Below are 15,456 nucleotides of genomic sequence, written 5' to 3' on the forward strand. Positions count from 1 at the left end.
CGCCACGCATGCGCGTGACCATGAACGATGTGGCCGAACTGGCCGGTGTGTCCAAGGCCAGCGTCTCGCGTTTCATTGGCGAGGACCGCCAGTTGCTGTCCGATGCCATCGCCTTGCGCATCGAACAGGCCATCGACACCCTCGGCTACCGCCCCAACCAGATGGCGCGTGGCCTCAAGCGCGGCCGCACCCGCCTGATCGGCATGCTGGTCGCCGACATCCGCAACCCCTATTCCATTGCTGTCATGCACGGCGTCGAGACCGCCTGCCGCCGCCACGGCTACAGCCTGGTGGTGTGCAACACCGACCGCGACGACGAGCAGGAGCGCCTGCACCTGGCGGCGCTGCGCTCGTACAACATCGAAGGCCTGATCGTGAACACCCTGGGCCATCACCTCGACGAGCTGCGCGACCTGCACCGCGAACTGCCCATGGTGCTGGTGGACCGTGACGTCGACCAACTGGACAGCGACCTGATCGGCCTGGACAACGTCGCCGCCGTGCAGCAAGCCATCGATCACCTTGAAGGCAATGGCTATCGCGACATCCTCCTGATCAGCGAACAGCAGGACGGCACCAGTTCGCGCGCCCAGCGCATGGCGGCCTTCAAGGCGCAGATCAGCCAGCGCCCGGCCTTGCGCGGCCAGGTATTGCAGACCGACGAGCACCTGGGCGACCACTTGCGTACGTTTCTCGCCGCACCAGGGCCGGGCCCCAAGGCGCTGTTTACCGCCAATGGCGTCGCCACCCTGACCTGCACGCGCCTCTTGCGTGAACTGGGTTGCGACCTGTTCAACGACATCGGCCTGATCGCCCTGGACGAACTGGACTGGTATCCCCTGGTGGGCAGCGGCATCACCGCCCTGGCGCAACCGACCCACGAGATCGGCGTCACCGCGTTCCAGTGCCTGCTGGGCCGGCTGCGTGGCAACGAAGACCCGGCCCGGCACCTGGATTTCACCGCCCGGCTGATCGAACGCGGCTCGACCCGACCGCGACCCTGACACCTGCTACGGTCAAACCGGGGCGCCATCCGCCGTTTTTCACCAGCCCCTTTCACGAAACAAAATGAAACCGGTTTCAGAGGACAATAACAATGCACATGAACCCCGTCTCCATCAGCCTTTCCAGCTTCGGTGCCAGCGTGGTGCGCGAACGCGGGCAGGCGGCTTTTATCCCGCTGCTGGTCGACTGTGGCGTGTCGCGCATCGAACTGCGCGAAGAGCTGTTCACCCGCGAAGACCTTCCGGCCCTGGCCCATGCCATTGCCGCACAAGGGCTGGAATGCCTGTATTCATCCCCTCTGGAGCTGTGGCTGCCCGACCAGGCGCAGCCCAACCCGGCACTGGCCGCCGCCCTTGAACGTGCGCAAGCCTGTGGCGCGCAATGGCTGAAAGTATCGCTGGGGCACTTCACCCCGGCGTGCGACGTGCAGGCGCTGAGTGCGCAACTGGCGCGCCAGCCAGTGCAGTTGCTGGTCGAAAACGACCAGACCGCCCACGGCGGCCTGATCGCGCCGTTCTGCGCATTCTTTGCCAGGGTGCAATCGCTCACGCCCGCCATTGCCATGACCTTCGATGTCGGCAACTGGCAGTGGCAGGGCCAGGACGTGCTGCACGCCGCCGAGCAACTGGGGCGCCATGTGCGCTACGTGCACTTCAAGGCCGTGGCCCGCAAGGCCGACGGCCGGCTGGTCGCCACGCCACCGACCGAGGCCGACCTGCCGCACTGGCGCGCCGTGCTGGCGCACCTGCCTGCCGCCGTACCGCGTGCCATCGAGTACCCCTTGCAAGGCGACGACCTACAGGCGGTGACGCTCAGCCAGGTCCACCTGCTGGCGCGCCTGGCGCCGCCGGCACCGGTTCAACCCGCACAGGTGGCTCATCATGGCTGAGATCGACATCCTCTCCTTCGGCGAAACCATGGCCATGTTCGTTGCCGAGCAGCCGGGCGATCTGGCCGGCGTCAGCCATTTTGAAAAACGCATCGCCGGCGCCGACAGCAACGTCGCCATCGGCCTGGCACGCCTGGGCTTCAAGGTAGCCTGGCTGAGCCGGGTCGGTGACGACTCGCTGGGGCGTTTTGTGGTCGACACGCTGGAGCGCGAAGGCGTGAGCTGCGCGCACGTCAAGACCGACGCACACCTGCCCACCGGCTTTCAGCTCAAGTCCCGCGAGTTGGGCGGTGCGGACCCTGTGGTGGAGTACTTTCGCAAGGGCTCGGCGGCCAGCCGCCTGGCGCCCAAGGACATCGACCCACGCCTGTTCCAGGCCCGGCACCTGCACGCCACCGGTATCCCGGCGGCGCTGTCGGACAGTTGTCGCGAGCTGTCCCATGTCTTGATGCAGGGCATGCGCGACGCCGGGCGCAGCGTGTCGTTCGACCCCAACCTGCGCCCGTCACTGTGGCCGGACAAAGCCTGCATGGTGCGCGAGATCAACGCCCTGGCCGGCCTGGCGGATTGGGTATTGCCGGGGCTGGCCGAAGGCAAGGTGCTGACCGGCCATGACGACCCGCGCGACATCGCGGCGTTCTACCTGGAACGCGGGGTCAAGGCCGTGGTGATCAAGCTGGGGGCCGAAGGCGCCTATTACCGCACCCCCACCGATGAAGGCCGTGTGGCCGGCGTGCCGGTCAGCCAGGTGGTCGACACCGTGGGCGCCGGCGATGGCTTTGCTGTCGGGGTGATCAGCGCCCTGCTGGAACACCAGGACCTGACCCAGGCCGTGGCCCGCGGCAACTGGATCGGCAGCCTGGCGGTACAGAGTCGCGGCGACATGGAAGGCCTGCCGGGACGCGCGGCGCTCGACGCCGCCTGGCCGCCTGTTTCACACCCGTTAAAACAACCGGCCTGACCGCCATGCCCCTCCAGGGCACAACCGGCCCTGCTGGCCTGCTGACAACAACAAGAAACACAGGAATATCAAAATGGAAAAGCTACTTGACCGTGCCAAGGCCACCGGCCTGAAACGCCGCTGGCTGTTGATCATGCCCATTGTTTTCATCACCTACAGCCTGGCCTACCTGGACCGCGCCAACTACGGCTTCGCCGCCGCCGCCGGCATGGCCGAAGACCTGCACATCACCCCGGGCATGTCGTCGTTGCTCGGCGCGCTGTTCTTCCTGGGGTACTTCTTCTTCCAGGTGCCGGGCGCCATCTATGCCCAGAAGCGTAGCGTGAAGAAGCTGATCTTCGTCAGCCTGATCCTCTGGGGCAGCCTGGCGACCCTGACCGGTGTGGTGTCCAACGCCTACATGCTGATTGCCATCCGCTTTCTGCTCGGGGTGGTCGAGGCGGCGGTGATGCCGGCCATGCTGGTGTACCTGTGCTACTGGTTCACCCGCGCCGAGCGTTCACGGGCCAACACCGTGCTGATCCTCGGCAACCCGGTGACCATGCTCTGGATGTCAGTGGTGTCCGGCTACCTGGTGGCGCATTTCAGCTGGCGCTGGATGTTCATCATCGAGGGCCTGCCGGCGGTGATCTGGGCCTTTATCTGGTGGCGCCTGGTGGATGAACGCCCCGCCCAGGCCAAATGGCTGAGCGAAGCCGAGAAAACCCAGCTGCAAGCGCAACTGGATGCCGAGCAAGTGGGCATCAAGCCGGTAAAGAACTACGCCGAAGCCTTTCGCTCGCCCAAGGTGCTGCTGCTGGCGGCGCAGTATTTTTGCTGGAGCATCGGGGTCTACGGCTTTGTGCTGTGGCTGCCGACCATCCTGAAAAAAGGCATGCAAATGGACATGGTCGAGGCCGGCTGGCTGTCGGCGCTGCCGTACCTGGCAGCCGTGATCGGCATGGTCGTGGTGTCCTGGGCCTCGGACAAGACGCAAAAACGCAAGGCGTTCGTCTGGCCACCACTGCTGATCGCCGCCATCGCCTTCTACGGCTCCTATGCGCTGGGCACCGAGCACTTCTGGTGGTCGTACACGCTGCTGGTGATTGCCGGCGCCTGCATGTACGCACCCTATGGTCCGTTTTTTGCCATCGTCCCGGAAATCCTGCCGTCCAACGTCGCCGGCGGTGCCATGGCGTTGATCAACAGCCTCGGCGCCCTGGGCTCGTTCGCCGGCTCCTATCTGGTGGGTTACCTCAACGGCGTGACCGGCACCTTGAGCGCGTCGTACCTGTTCATGAGCGGTGCGCTGCTGGTCTCGGTGCTGCTGACGCTGATGCTGCGGCCCGATAACAAGGCCACGCCGGCCCGTCACGAATCCAACACCCAGCGCGCCTCGGCGCACTCTTGAGGCGGAGAGCCTGACGATGAAAAAACATGTTGTGCTGTACAAGACCCTGTCAGCACCCTTGATGGCCCGCTTGCAGGCGCACGCCGAGGTCACGCTGATCGAAGACCCCAAGCGCGACGGCCTGGCCCGGCTGCGCACCGCCCTGCCCCACGCCCATGGCCTGCTGGGCGCCAGTATCAGGCTGGATGCTCCTCTGCTGGACCTGGCCCCGCACCTGCAAGCCATCGCCACCGTGTCGGTGGGCGTGGACAACTACGACATCGATGAACTGAACCGGCGCGGCATCGCCCTGTGCAATACTCCGGACGTGCTGACCGAGACCACCGCCGACACCGGCTTTGCCCTGATCATGGCCACCGCCCGGCGCGTGGTGGAACTGGCCAGCCTGGTGCGCAGCGGCGAATGGACGCACAACATCGGCCCGGCGCACTTTGGCAGCGACGTGCACGGCAAGACCCTGGGCATCGTCGGCATGGGCCGCATCGGCGAGGCCCTGGCCCAGCGTGGGCACTTCGGTTTCGGCATGCCGGTGCTCTACCACTGCCGCTCGCCGAAACCGGCAGTCGAGGCGCGCTTCAATGCCGGCTATCGCAGCCTGGAAGCGTTGTTGCAGGAAGCGGATTTCGTCTGCCTGACCGTGCCGTTGACCGCCGAGACCGAGGGGCTGATCGGTCCACCGCAACTGGCGTTGATGCGCCCGCACAGCATCCTGATCAACATCGCACGCGGCAAGGTGGTAGTCGAACAGGCGCTGATCGAGGCCCTGCAACGCGGGCAGATCGGCGGCGCCGGGCTGGACGTGTTCGAACGCGAACCACTCGACCCCGCCTCGCCGCTGCTGCAGATGGACAACGTGGTGGCCACCCCGCACATGGGCTCGGCCACCCACGAAACCCGCGAAGCCATGGCCGCCTGCGCGGTGGGCAACCTGATCGATGCGCTGCAAGGCAAGCGGCCTGCCAACCTGGTCAATCCGCAAGCGTGGCCAGTGGCGTAGGAGCGCGCTTGCCGGAATGCCGGCAGAGACAGATGGCCGCCCCCGCGCTACAAGATCATTCCCCGGCTAGGCGGCAGTACTTTGCATACCTGTCCTGGAAATGTGGATCTTGTTGTCGCGTTCGAGCGGTTCGATGCGGCTGTCAATGTAGGTCGAGAAAAGCGGCGTCGTCATGGACGGTTTATCTTTCATCGCACCCAAGGTGTCAAACCAGCGTTGCGCCCAGGCAGTGGTAAATTCGATACACCCAAACGGTGGGAATTTCGTGTAGAGGCGAAGCCTGTAGCCTTCCACCTCGTGGTGAGTCCAGTCCCCGCTATTCATACCGATCACATCCACCTGCCCCTTGCGAACCTGATGAATGTAAAGAACCGTGCCGTTCTTTATGTCAATACCGAAGTATTTACCATCGCCTTCGCGATACACCTCGTGGGCTGAATCAGGATTGAAAATAGCGGGAGCGCTGAGAGCGTCTTTCAAATTCCGCAACATACGTTTGCGCGCTCGCAGGCGTACAATCAACATCAACACGGGCACCAGCACCGCAAGCCATAAAAGCGCCCACACATTCAAAGTCATGTACGCCTCTCTTCGACGCTTCTTTAATGGCATTCAGCCTACCACCCGAGAATGTCAGTCGGTAGCCTGCTTTTCTTGACGCCCACAAACGCAAAAACCCGCCGAGGCGGGTTGTTTGCACATGACCATCCGACATCCTGTCAGCAGCCGTCCTGGCAATGGTCGATCGTCCTTGATCACCGTAGCGCTTCCTTGGCTGCGGCTGTTGGATCCTATCTTACGAGTGTACGTTGCCTGCGCAAATGGCCGAATGCCGTCAGCGCGTGTAAGCCTTTGGCTATCGACCAAAGTCGTAGCCACAACACACAAGAAATTTCGTGACCCATCGCTCAACTCTGGTCACGATAGGTCGACAGCCTTCAATAAGCGCCTCGGGCTGTTCGGGCTCTTACCTGCATAACAATAACAAACGAGGGTCGATGCCATGAGCATGCGCCATCTTTCCATCAGCCGGCGGTTATGGCTGATTCTGGTTGTCTGTGTCCTGATGCTGTTCATCCTGGCCGCTGCGCTGCTCAAGCAGATCCACGACGACCTGTACCTGGCCAAGGCGCAGAAAACCATGCATGTGGTGCAGACCGCCAGTGGCCTGCTCAATCACTACCACGGCCTGGAAACGGCCGGCACTCTGACCCGTGAGGCCGCCCAGCAACAGGCGTTGGCCGCGATACGCGGGCTTCGCTATGACCAGAACGACTATTTCTGGATCAACGACCTGCGCCCGGTCATGGTCATGCACCCCATCAATGCCAAGCTTGAAGGCCAGGACCTGTCCGGCATCAAGGACCCGGACGGCTTTGCGCTGTTCAACGAGATGGTCAGCGTGGCCAAGCGCCAGGGCTCGGGCATCGTCGATTACCGCTGGCCCAAGCCCGGCGCCAGCGAGCCGGTGCGCAAGACCTCTTATGTGCAACTGTTCAGCCCCTGGGGCTGGATCATCGGTTCAGGCGTGTATGTCGACGACGTCGCCGTCGAGTTCAAGGGCCAGATGATCAAGGCCGCCCTGGTCTGCCTGGCAATCAGCGTGCTGATGGCCCTGCTGGTGATTCTGATCGTGCGCAGCATCGTTGTGCCGCTGAGGGCGGCCGTGCAGGCGATGGCCAATGTGGCCAGCGGCGAAAGTGACCTGACCCGCACCCTGGAAACCCGGGGCAGTGACGAGATCACCCTGCTGAGCCAGCATTTCAACACCTTCATTGCCCAGTTGCGCGATGTGATCCGCCAGTTGCAGCAGTCGGCGGTGGCGCTGGGCGAAGCCTCGCAAGGCATGGGCAGCAGCGCCGAGCAGGCCCAGGCGCGCAGCCAGCAACAGTCACAGCAGATGGAACTGGTGGCCACGGCGGTCAACCAGGTGACCTACGGCGTCCAGGACGTGGCGCGCAATGCCGAGCATGCCGCCAGTGAAATGCGCAATGCCGAGTCCGAAGCTCAGCAGGGGCTGGTCAATATCGACGGCAGCCTGCGCCAGATCCAGCTGTTGTCGACCACCATCGACCAGGCCGTCGAGGTCATGCGCACGCTGTCGGACGAAAGTAACCAGATCGGTGGCGTGCTGGAGGTCATCAGCTCGATCGCCGACCAGACCAACCTGCTGGCCCTCAACGCAGCCATCGAGGCGGCACGCGCCGGCGAACAGGGTCGCGGCTTTGCGGTGGTGGCCGATGAAGTGCGCCTGCTGGCCCAGCGCACGCAAAAATCCACGGCGCAGATCCAGGCCATGATCGAACGCCTGCAACACCACTCCAATGCCGCGGTGAAAGTCATCGGTGACAGCAGCCGCGCCTCGACCCTGACCCTGGAGCAGGCCAACCTGGCCGGCCAGAGCCTGACCTCGATCAGCCAGGCACTGCGTAACCTCAATGGCCTGAACGCCTCGATTGCCAGCGCTACCCTGCAACAGTCGCATGTGGTCGACGACATTAACCAGAATGTCACCCAGACCGCGCAACTGTCGCAAGGCACTGCGCTGGCCGCCGAGCAGTCCAGTGCCGCCAGCGTGAACCTGGCACGCCTGAGCGAGCAGCTCAATGGCTGGCTCAAGCCGTTCCGGGTGTAAATGTCGGCCCTTGGCGGGTTGAACCTGATCGCGGTTTGATCCTCCAATGGCCATCGTTCGACTGGCTTGGGGTTTTTATCAATGCGCACTTTGACACTGACAGGCAAGACGGTCCCGGCGCTGGGCCAGGGCACCTGGCACATGGGTGAAAAGAACCACCAGCGCTCGGCAGAAATTGCCGCGCTGTGCCTGGGCATCGAGCAGGGCATGACGCTGATCGACACCGCCGAGATGTACGCCGACGGCGGCGCCGAAGAAATCGTCGGCCAGGCCATCGCCGGCCAGCGCGACAAGCTGTATATCGTCAGCAAGGTCTACCCCTTCAATGCCAGCACCGAGGGCATCCCCAAGGCGTGCGAAGCCAGCCTGCGGCGCATGAACACCGACTACATCGACCTGTACCTGCTGCACTGGCCGGGCCAGTATCCCTTGTTCGAAACCGTGCTGGCCTTCGAGCGCCTGCGCGAGCAAGGCAAGATCGGCGCCTGGGGCGTGTCGAACTTCGATGTGTCGGACCTGCTGGCCCTGGACGACCCGCGCTGCGCGACCAACCAGGTGCTGTACAACCCGTCGCAGCGCGGCATCGAATTCGACCTGATCCCGTGGGCCGCCAACCGCCACCTGCCATTGATGGCCTACTGCCCGATCGGCCAGGGCGGCGACCTGCTCTGGCACCCGGCCCTGCAAGAAGTCGCCCGGCGCCATAACGCCACCCCGGCACAGATCAGCCTGGCCTGGGTGCTGCGCCAGGACAACATGATCGCCATTCCCAAGGCCGTGGACCCCGAGCACATTCGCCTGAACGTCGCAGCCGCCGATATCGTGCTCAGCCCTCAGGACCTGGCCGACATCGACCTGGCCTGGCCGGCGCCGATGCGCAAGCAGCGACTGGAGATGGTGTGACGTGCCTTTGGATGCCATTCGACAAGTCGTCGGTGGCGCGAAAGGTAAAGGCTTGGGCACATTAAGCACGTTCTGAACGCCGCCCTTGTCAAGCACCCGTGTTTACGCCAACAATGTAGAGAATCATTCTCACATACACGGCTGCCATGTCTGCACTCGACTCCTCCTCGCTGCACCACCTCTACCAGCAACACCACGGCTGGCTGAATGCCTGGCTGCGCGCGCGGCTGGGGCATTCGAGCGATGCGGCGGACCTGGCGCAGGACACCTTCATGCGGGTACTGACGGCGCGCAATGTGGAGGTGATCCGTGAGCCGCGTACCTACCTGAGCGCCATTGCCCGAGCCTTGATGATCGACAGGTTTCGCCGTCGGGCCGTCGAGCAGGCGTACCTGGATACCTTGATGCTGCGCCCGGAAGCGCTGGATATTTCGCCGCAGACCCGGCTGTCGATCATCGAGACGCTGACGGCCGTGGACGCCATGCTCGATGGCCTTGGCGAGCGCACCCGCTCGATTTTCCTGGCCGTGCAACTGGAGGGCTTGAGCTACGTGGCCGTTGGCGAACGGCTGGGGGTCTCGGTGACAACGGTAAAGAAACACATGGTCCGCGCCATGACCGAGTGCCTGTTACTGGTGGAGGACTGAGCCGTGCTGGATCGCAGCGTGCTTGAAGCGGCGGCCACCTGGTACGTGCAGCTCAGTGCTGCCGCGCCAGGCCAGGCCGACCGCAGCGGCTGGCAGGCCTGGCTGGAGCAGGATGCCCGGCATGTCCAGGCCTGGGCGCGCGTGGAGAAACTGCAGCACCAACTGGGCGGGCTGCCTCAGGAGGTAGCCCTGCCGACCCTGGCCGGCGCCCGCGCACGGCGACGCTCGGTGGCCAAGGTGCTGGGCCTGCTGCTGGCCCTCGGGGCCACCGGCTGGGGACTTGATGCCATCGAGCCTTTGCCTGCACGGCTGGCAGCCTTGCGCACCGGCAAGGGCGAGCGGCGTCAGGTGCAGTTGGCCGATGGCAGCCAATTGCACCTCAACACCCACAGCGCCGTGGACATTCACTACAGCGCCAGCCTGCGCGAAGTGCGCCTGCATCACGGCGAAGTGCTGATCGACACCGCCAGAGACCGATCCGGACGGCCCTTTGTCGTGCACACGCCCGAAGGCAGCGTTCACGCCCTGGGCACGCGTTTCAGTGTTCGCAGTGAAGCGGCGCAAACCGAAGTACGGGTGCTGCAACAGGCGGTGGAACTGCGCCCGTCAGCTAACCCTGTCGGTGTGCTGCGCCTGGAGGCAGGCCAGCAGGCGCGCTTCGATCAAGCCCACTTGGGTAAACCCACGCCCCTGCCCGCCCATAGCGATGCCTGGCTGCAGGGTCGGTTGATGGTACTGGAGTGGCGCCTGGCCGATCTGCTGGTGGAGCTTGAGCGCTACCGGCCCGGTGTCTTGCGGTGCAGCGAAGCGGTGGCCGACTTGCGGGTATCGGGCGGGTTCGATCTGGACCATACCGATGTCATTCTGGAAAACCTGGCCCTGTCACTGCCGGTGCACGTGCGCTACCTGACGCGGTATTGGGTGTCGATCGAGGCGGTATGAACAATCGTTGGGGCCGAACGTGCCCATTGTCTCGCCGTTCAAGGCGCGCTGATTAAACAAAATAACTTACTGATTTTATTGACTATCAGATTTCCCTGGTAGGAGCGCGCTTGCCCGCGACCGAGTGCGCAGCGCTCGCAAAATCTCGGAAACGCCACAAATTTACGACTGTGAATGCATTCAAGATTTGCGAAACGCCACAAATTCACGACTGCTAACGCAGCCGGTCGCGGGCAAGCGCGCTCCTACACCGGTCGCATGGTTGCTGCGCTTTAGCCGGGCGACAGGCAGGCGAACAAAAAACCTCGCTCAAGGGTTGCTGATTTTCATTCTCATGCGGCCATGCACTGAAGCGGCGAAAACGACCGCATGTGTGCCACGCCAACCCAGGAAAATCCGATGTCCCGTCTCCCTTTGCCCCGCGCCGTCCACCTGGCCCTGTTCGGCCTGATCGCCCTGCCCCTGATGGCCCCGGCAAGCTTTGCCGCCGAGCAGAATCAGGCCGGCCGTTTCGATATCGCCCCAGGCCCGCTGGGCACGGCATTGAGCCAGTTCGCCGTCGCTGCCGGAGTGACGTTATCGTTCGCCAGCAGCCAGACCCATGCCCTGACCTCGCCCGGCCTGCAAGGCAGCTACACCGTGGAGCAAGGCATTGAGCAATTGCTGGCCGGCAGCGGCCTGCAAGCACAACCGCAGGGCAATGGCAGCTTCGTGCTGGTGGCGCGGGCGCTCCCCGGCGACACGGCGATGGAGCTGGGGGCGGTGAGCATTTCCGGCAAGGCGCCAGGCTCGACCACCGAAGGTTCCGGGTCCTATACCACCGACTCCTCCAGCAGCTCGACGCGCCTGAACCTGTCGCTCAAGGAGACTCCACAATCGGTCACTGTGCTGACCCGTCAGCGCCTGCAAGATCAGAAGCTCGACACCCTCACCGATGCCCTGGACGCCACCACCGGCATCACCGTGATTCGTGAAAGCCTCGGTGCCGACAGCACCTCGTACCTTTCGCGCGGCTTTGCCATCAGCAACTTCGAGATTGATGGCGTACCGACCTCCTCGCGCATGGATAACTACACGCAGAACACCGCCATGTACGACCGAGTCGAGGTGGTGCGGGGCGCCACGGGTCTGATCAGCGGCCTGGGCAACCCGTCGGCGACCATCAACCTGATCCGCAAGCGCCCCACCGCTGACCCGCAAGTCGTGCTCTCGGCCGAGGCCGGCAGTTGGGACCGTTACGGCCTGAGCGCCGACGTAGGTGGCGCACTGAACGACAGCGGCACTCTGCGCGCACGCCTGGTCGTCGACCAGAAAGACCAGCACGCCTGGGTCGATCGCTTCAGCCAGGACACCTCGACGTTCTATGGCATCACCGAGCTTGACCTGAGTGACTCGACCTTGCTGACCCTGGGTCTGAGCCATCAGGTCACCCATGCCAATGCGCCGATGCGCACCGGTTTTCCGCTGTTCACCGTCGATGGCGGGCGCACCGACATCAAGCGCTCGTTCAACAGCGCGCCCGATTGGTCGTACTACGATCGCGAGCAAAGCACCGTGTTCACTTCGGTCGAACACCAGTTTGCCAATGGCTGGAGCGGCAAGCTCGAATACAGCCATGCGCGCAACGACTATGACACCGTGGTCACCTACATGGACGGCGCCATCAACCCGGCCACCGGTGCCGGCGGCTACATCATGCCGACCCGCTGGCAGGCCACCCCGACCCAGGACAACCTCGATGCCTACGCCACGGGTGGCTTCAACCTGCTGGGCCGCGAGCACGAACTGATCACCGGTATTACCCTGTCGCGCCTGGAAGAGCGCGGCACGCCCAATTACGGCGGCTGGCAGCGTCCGGGCAGCCGTTACCCCGGCACGATCGACAACATTTACACCTGGGACGGCCAGTCGCCCAAGCCGTCGTTCACCAAGACCGGCGCCAGCGACCTGACCGAAACCCAGTACGCTGCCTTCCTGACCTCACGCTGGCACCTGACCGACAAGGCCAGTCTGATCCTCGGCAGCCGTGTGGTGGACTGGAACCGTGAAAGCAAGGACTGGCTGTACAGCGGCAGCAACAGCAAGACCGAGCGCACCGAGAACGGTATCGTCATTCCTTACGCCGGCTTCGTCTATGACCTGAACGACACCTGGACCGCCTACGCCAGCTACACGCAAATCTTCAATCCACAAAGCGCCAGCATCCGCGACGTCAAGGGCACGTCGCTGGATCCACAGGAAGGCACCGGCTACGAGGTGGGGGTAAAAGCCAGTTTCAACGACAACCGCCTGAACACCAGCCTGGCCCTGTTCCGGGTCGAGCAGGACAACCTCGCCGTGGCCGACGGCAACCTGCTGCAACCCAACGGCTTCCAGGCCTACAAGGCTGAAAACGGCACCACCAGCGAAGGCGTCGAACTGGAGTTCAACGGCGAGCTTCTCGACGGCTGGCAGTTGAGCGGCGGTTATTCCTACAGCGTCAGCTTCAACGATGACGACCAGCGTATCGTCACCGAAATCCCGCGCAACAGTGTCAAGCTGTTCACCACCTACCGGCTGCCCGGCGCACTGGACAAACTGACTGTAGGCGGCGGGCTGAACTGGCAGAGTGAAACCGGCTATAACCTCAGCTACGCCACCACCCAGAGCAGCTATGCCCTGGCCAGCCTGATGGCACGCTATCAGGTCAATTCGTCGATGTCGGTGGCGGTCAATGTCAACAACCTGTTCGACAAGCAATACCTGACCACCACCGCTGCCGGTCTGTATGGCGCACCGCGTAATGTCATGACCACCCTGCGCTACGCCTATTGAGATCACGATCGCCACGACACGCGCTACACTGGCCGGCTTTTGCCACTACAGGGTCGAGGTGAACATGCGTTGCGTGGTGATCGGCACCAGTGGAGCCGGCAAATCGACCTTTGCCCAGGCCTTGTCGCAGGCCGCCGGGTGCCCCTGGATCGAACTCGATGCGCTGTACTGGGGGCCGCACTGGCAGGCCGTGGCGCCCGAGCAGTTCCGGCAGGCAGTCATCGACGCGACCCGGGGCGACTGCTGGGTCGCCGATGGCAACTACAGCGCCGTGCGCGATGAACTCTGGTCACGGGCTACCCATGTGGTGTGGCTCAACTACGGGCGCTGGACGGTGTTCCCACGGGTGCTGTGGCGCACCGTGCACCGAGGGCTACGGCGTACACGACTGTCCCACGGCAACCGCGAATCGCTGCGCATGGCATTTTTGTCCAGAGATTCGATCCTGCTCTGGTCATGGTCGACCTTCAGCAAGAACCGACTGAAGTTTGCCCGCCTGCGCGAACAGGCAGATTTTGCGCACCTGCAATGGACCGAGATTCGTCGGTCTGCACAGGCCAGGGCGTTTATCGAGCGGCATCGCCTGCAACACTGAACGAGCTTCGAGGGCACCTTCGGCGGCCACGCCACCGGCTCTATTCCCACTGCACCGCAAAGCGATAGTTGATGTCGACACCCTGTACCTGAAGCGGCCCCTCGCGCAGGCTCAGGACAAACTCGAACGCCGGTTGCAGGCTCCCTTCACGTTCAATCTCGCCGGCCAGCACTTGCACTTCATACCAGCCATTGGCGACCTCGATGGTCGGCCGGCCCTGCGCCGGATCGGCGTAGCGCTGCAACAAGTCCTCCACTTCCACAGGCGTAAAATCCTGCAGGATGCGCCAGGTGAATAGATGCACACGACCGCTTTCGACCTGCAACACATAACCGTCGCGCCGGTGCTGCAAACGGCTGCTCGGCTTGAGCAGCTCAGGCTCGGTGTCGTCCAGGGTGAACAGCACGGTGTAAGGGTGGTTCTCGACCCCTGCCAGCGGAATCAGCACGCCCTCCAGCACGGCACGGTCGCCGCTGTCATTGCTGATGAACTCGGCAGCCAGGTCGTCATCCAGTTGCTGTTCATCCTTGAAGCGCTGCAACCGCCTGAGGTCGCCAAGCAGGAAGTAGTCGATCAGGTCGTTGAGCACTTCGGGGAATTCATACTGCATGGGGCATCCTTGAACACGCGTGGCGGTGTTTACTTTTTGTTGGCGCAATCGATAACGCTGGCCTGGGTGATGATGTCCTGCGCATCGGTAAACAGAGTGATGTTGCAGAAATAGTCGATGACCGTCTCGTTCTCGTAGTAACCGACCGGGCGGTACACCGGGGTACTGTTGACCGGCATGATCCCGGTCGCGCCGCCACCGCCGATCACCGCGTAGGTCGTTTGCTCACCGACGTATTCGGTGCCGGTCTGGACAAAGACCTTGTCCGGGCCCACATGCGTCTGCAGCCGGTTCCAGGCGTAGAAACCGCCACTGCCATACGAAGACGGCCCCATGCCGTGGTCCGGCTTGCCAAACAGGTCAAAGGCCGTTTTCGCGGGCTGCCCTACCAAGCGCTCGGCAGCCTGCTGAATGTCATTGCCCTGATTTTTTGCAGGACCTGCACATCCGCTGATCACAAGCGTGAGTAGTGCAATACTGGCGAATTTCATTGAGGACATGACACAGACTCCTTGTGCGTGGGGCAGACTGAGAGGTTCGTAACTGAGCTACGGACGCCGGCAAGCAACGGTAAGTTCAATGCGCAGGTCCAGGCGCCGGAATCGGGCTCGGCCTCGCTCATGACACGCGGCTACTCCACTGCCGGGTTATAGAGCCCCAGGTACTCGACGGTGGCCGTGCTCTGGGGCAAACGCCAATCCGCCTGGGTCGATGGAGAACGCCGGTCACCCCAGATTGCATTGATACCCACCAGGATGAAATGACTGAACCGCGCCGCCTGGGCACTGAAGGCCTGCTGCTGCGACGCGTCGTGAATCTGCGATTTGACGTAGTCGGCATCATCGACCAGCTCGACAAAATCGGAATCCATATGGAACGCCAGTTCGTCCCTCAGCCGCCAGGTCGGATTGCTGTTTTCCCAGGCACTGTACTGGGCATCGGTGGCCGATGCCGGCGGCTCGGGCGCCCACTGCTCGAAGGCATACTCACGTGCCGCCAGGTCGCTGCTGAACGTGGCGGCGAACAGATGAAAGGTCCAGGCGTCGTCAGGCATGAGGGGCGTTTCCC

General features: G+C 63.3%; 15 protein-coding genes and 1 pseudogene. 12 read left to right on the top strand and 4 right to left on the bottom strand.

Going from position 1 to position 15,456, the window contains the following annotated elements:
* Positions 1–8: 8 nt before the first annotated feature.
* The 5 genes from DGA31_RS12170 (at position 9) to DGA31_RS12190 (ending at position 5,242) form a co-directional block, all read left to right on the top strand.
* Positions 9–1,004: a LacI family DNA-binding transcriptional regulator gene (locus tag DGA31_RS12170; RefSeq protein WP_056840799.1), complete on the top strand. Its 996-nt coding sequence runs from the start codon at positions 9–11 to the stop codon at positions 1,002–1,004.
* A gap of 92 nt (positions 1,005–1,096) precedes the next feature.
* Positions 1,097–1,894, top strand: a complete 798-nt coding sequence (locus DGA31_RS12175) for a sugar phosphate isomerase/epimerase family protein (RefSeq protein WP_109512698.1) — start codon at positions 1,097–1,099, stop codon at positions 1,892–1,894.
* Positions 1,887–2,855 carry a sugar kinase gene (locus tag DGA31_RS12180; RefSeq protein WP_109512699.1) on the top strand — a complete coding sequence of 323 codons (969 nt, stop codon included), beginning with the start codon at positions 1,887–1,889 and terminating at the stop codon, positions 2,853–2,855. The genes DGA31_RS12175 and DGA31_RS12180 overlap by 8 nt, the downstream gene beginning before the upstream one ends.
* 73 nt (positions 2,856–2,928) lie before the next feature.
* Positions 2,929–4,245 (top strand): MFS transporter, encoded by a 1,317-nt coding sequence (locus tag DGA31_RS12185; protein WP_056840307.1) that lies wholly within the window; start codon positions 2,929–2,931, stop codon positions 4,243–4,245.
* Positions 4,246–4,261: 16 nt separating this feature from the next.
* Positions 4,262–5,242 (top strand): NAD(P)-dependent oxidoreductase, encoded by a 981-nt coding sequence (locus DGA31_RS12190; RefSeq protein WP_056840308.1) that lies wholly within the window; start codon positions 4,262–4,264, stop codon positions 5,240–5,242.
* A 66-nt stretch (positions 5,243–5,308) separates the two neighbouring features.
* Here DGA31_RS12190 and excA read toward each other — a convergent pair whose 3' ends face one another.
* Positions 5,309–5,821, bottom strand: a complete 513-nt coding sequence (excA, locus tag DGA31_RS12195) for a plasmid IncI1-type surface exclusion protein ExcA (protein WP_109512700.1) — start codon at positions 5,819–5,821, stop codon at positions 5,309–5,311.
* Positions 5,822–6,308: 487 nt separating this feature from the next.
* On the opposite strand from excA, the pseudogene DGA31_RS30710 reads away from it, so the two are divergent.
* The 7 genes and pseudogenes from DGA31_RS30710 to DGA31_RS12225 form a co-directional block, all read left to right on the top strand.
* A pseudogene (locus DGA31_RS30710) lies at positions 6,309–7,022 on the top strand (cache domain-containing protein); the annotation flags it as partial.
* Positions 7,023–7,142: 120 nt separating this feature from the next.
* Positions 7,143–7,877 carry a methyl-accepting chemotaxis protein gene (locus tag DGA31_RS30715; protein ID WP_421957965.1) on the top strand — a complete coding sequence of 245 codons (735 nt, stop codon included), beginning with the start codon at positions 7,143–7,145 and terminating at the stop codon, positions 7,875–7,877.
* 81 nt (positions 7,878–7,958) lie between these two features.
* The gene (locus tag DGA31_RS12205) at positions 7,959–8,780 is read left to right on the top strand and encodes an aldo/keto reductase (RefSeq protein ID WP_056840311.1); all 822 of its coding nucleotides are present in this window, start codon (positions 7,959–7,961) and stop codon (positions 8,778–8,780) included.
* A gap of 146 nt (positions 8,781–8,926) precedes the next feature.
* Positions 8,927–9,427, top strand: coding sequence for a sigma-70 family RNA polymerase sigma factor (locus DGA31_RS12210; protein WP_056840312.1), 501 nt, complete (start codon positions 8,927–8,929; stop codon positions 9,425–9,427).
* 3 nt (positions 9,428–9,430) lie between these two features.
* Complete coding sequence (locus tag DGA31_RS12215; RefSeq protein WP_109512702.1) at positions 9,431–10,369, top strand: FecR domain-containing protein; 939 nt, start codon at positions 9,431–9,433, stop codon at positions 10,367–10,369.
* Positions 10,370–10,768: 399 nt separating this feature from the next.
* Entirely contained in the window at positions 10,769–13,183 is a 2,415-nt protein-coding gene (locus DGA31_RS12220; RefSeq protein WP_109512703.1) for a TonB-dependent siderophore receptor, read from the top strand.
* A gap of 64 nt (positions 13,184–13,247) precedes the next feature.
* Complete coding sequence (locus tag DGA31_RS12225; RefSeq protein WP_109512704.1) at positions 13,248–13,778, top strand: P-loop NTPase family protein; 531 nt, start codon at positions 13,248–13,250, stop codon at positions 13,776–13,778.
* A 40-nt stretch (positions 13,779–13,818) separates the two neighbouring features.
* On the opposite strand, the gene DGA31_RS12230 is transcribed toward DGA31_RS12225, so the two are convergent.
* The 3 genes from DGA31_RS12230 to DGA31_RS12240 form a co-directional block, all read right to left on the bottom strand.
* On the bottom strand, positions 13,819–14,388 hold the full coding sequence (locus tag DGA31_RS12230) for a hypothetical protein (protein ID WP_109512705.1): 570 nt from the start codon (positions 14,386–14,388) through the stop codon (positions 13,819–13,821).
* Between the two features lie 29 nt (positions 14,389–14,417).
* On the bottom strand, positions 14,418–14,723 hold the full coding sequence (locus tag DGA31_RS30235; RefSeq protein ID WP_240043386.1) for a hypothetical protein: 306 nt from the start codon (positions 14,721–14,723) through the stop codon (positions 14,418–14,420).
* A gap of 296 nt (positions 14,724–15,019) precedes the next feature.
* The gene (locus DGA31_RS12240; RefSeq protein ID WP_109512707.1) at positions 15,020–15,442 is read right to left on the bottom strand and encodes a hypothetical protein; all 423 of its coding nucleotides are present in this window, start codon (positions 15,440–15,442) and stop codon (positions 15,020–15,022) included.
* Positions 15,443–15,456: the final 14 nt, after the last annotated feature.

The sequence above is a fragment of the Pseudomonas ovata genome, assembly GCF_003131185.1.
Classification (GTDB): Bacteria; Pseudomonadota; Gammaproteobacteria; order Pseudomonadales; family Pseudomonadaceae; genus Aquipseudomonas; species Aquipseudomonas ovata.

Bases quoted from the DNA above. Each gene is read 5' to 3' on its own strand.
- DGA31_RS12175 (WP_109512698.1), top strand. From the start codon at position 1,097: ATGCACATGAACCCCGTCTCCATCAGCCTTTCCAGCTTCGGTGCCAGC.
- DGA31_RS12190 (WP_056840308.1), top strand. From the start codon at position 4,262: ATGAAAAAACATGTTGTGCTGTACAAGACCCTGTCAGCACCCTTGATG.
- DGA31_RS30715 (WP_421957965.1), top strand. From the start codon at position 7,143: ATGGAACTGGTGGCCACGGCGGTCAACCAGGTGACCTACGGCGTCCAG.
- DGA31_RS12185 (WP_056840307.1), top strand. From the start codon at position 2,929: ATGGAAAAGCTACTTGACCGTGCCAAGGCCACCGGCCTGAAACGCCGC.
- DGA31_RS12210 (WP_056840312.1), top strand. From the start codon at position 8,927: ATGTCTGCACTCGACTCCTCCTCGCTGCACCACCTCTACCAGCAACAC.
- DGA31_RS12205 (WP_056840311.1), top strand. From the start codon at position 7,959: ATGCGCACTTTGACACTGACAGGCAAGACGGTCCCGGCGCTGGGCCAG.
- DGA31_RS12220 (WP_109512703.1), top strand. From the start codon at position 10,769: ATGTCCCGTCTCCCTTTGCCCCGCGCCGTCCACCTGGCCCTGTTCGGC.
- DGA31_RS12240 (WP_109512707.1), bottom strand. From the start codon at position 15,442: ATGCCTGACGACGCCTGGACCTTTCATCTGTTCGCCGCCACGTTCAGC.
- DGA31_RS12180 (WP_109512699.1), top strand. From the start codon at position 1,887: ATGGCTGAGATCGACATCCTCTCCTTCGGCGAAACCATGGCCATGTTC.
- DGA31_RS12225 (WP_109512704.1), top strand. From the start codon at position 13,248: ATGCGTTGCGTGGTGATCGGCACCAGTGGAGCCGGCAAATCGACCTTT.
- DGA31_RS30235 (WP_240043386.1), bottom strand. From the start codon at position 14,723: ATGGGGCCGTCTTCGTATGGCAGTGGCGGTTTCTACGCCTGGAACCGG.
- DGA31_RS12170 (WP_056840799.1), top strand. From the start codon at position 9: ATGCGCGTGACCATGAACGATGTGGCCGAACTGGCCGGTGTGTCCAAG.
- DGA31_RS12230 (WP_109512705.1), bottom strand. From the start codon at position 14,388: ATGCAGTATGAATTCCCCGAAGTGCTCAACGACCTGATCGACTACTTC.
- excA (WP_109512700.1), bottom strand. From the start codon at position 5,821: ATGACTTTGAATGTGTGGGCGCTTTTATGGCTTGCGGTGCTGGTGCCC.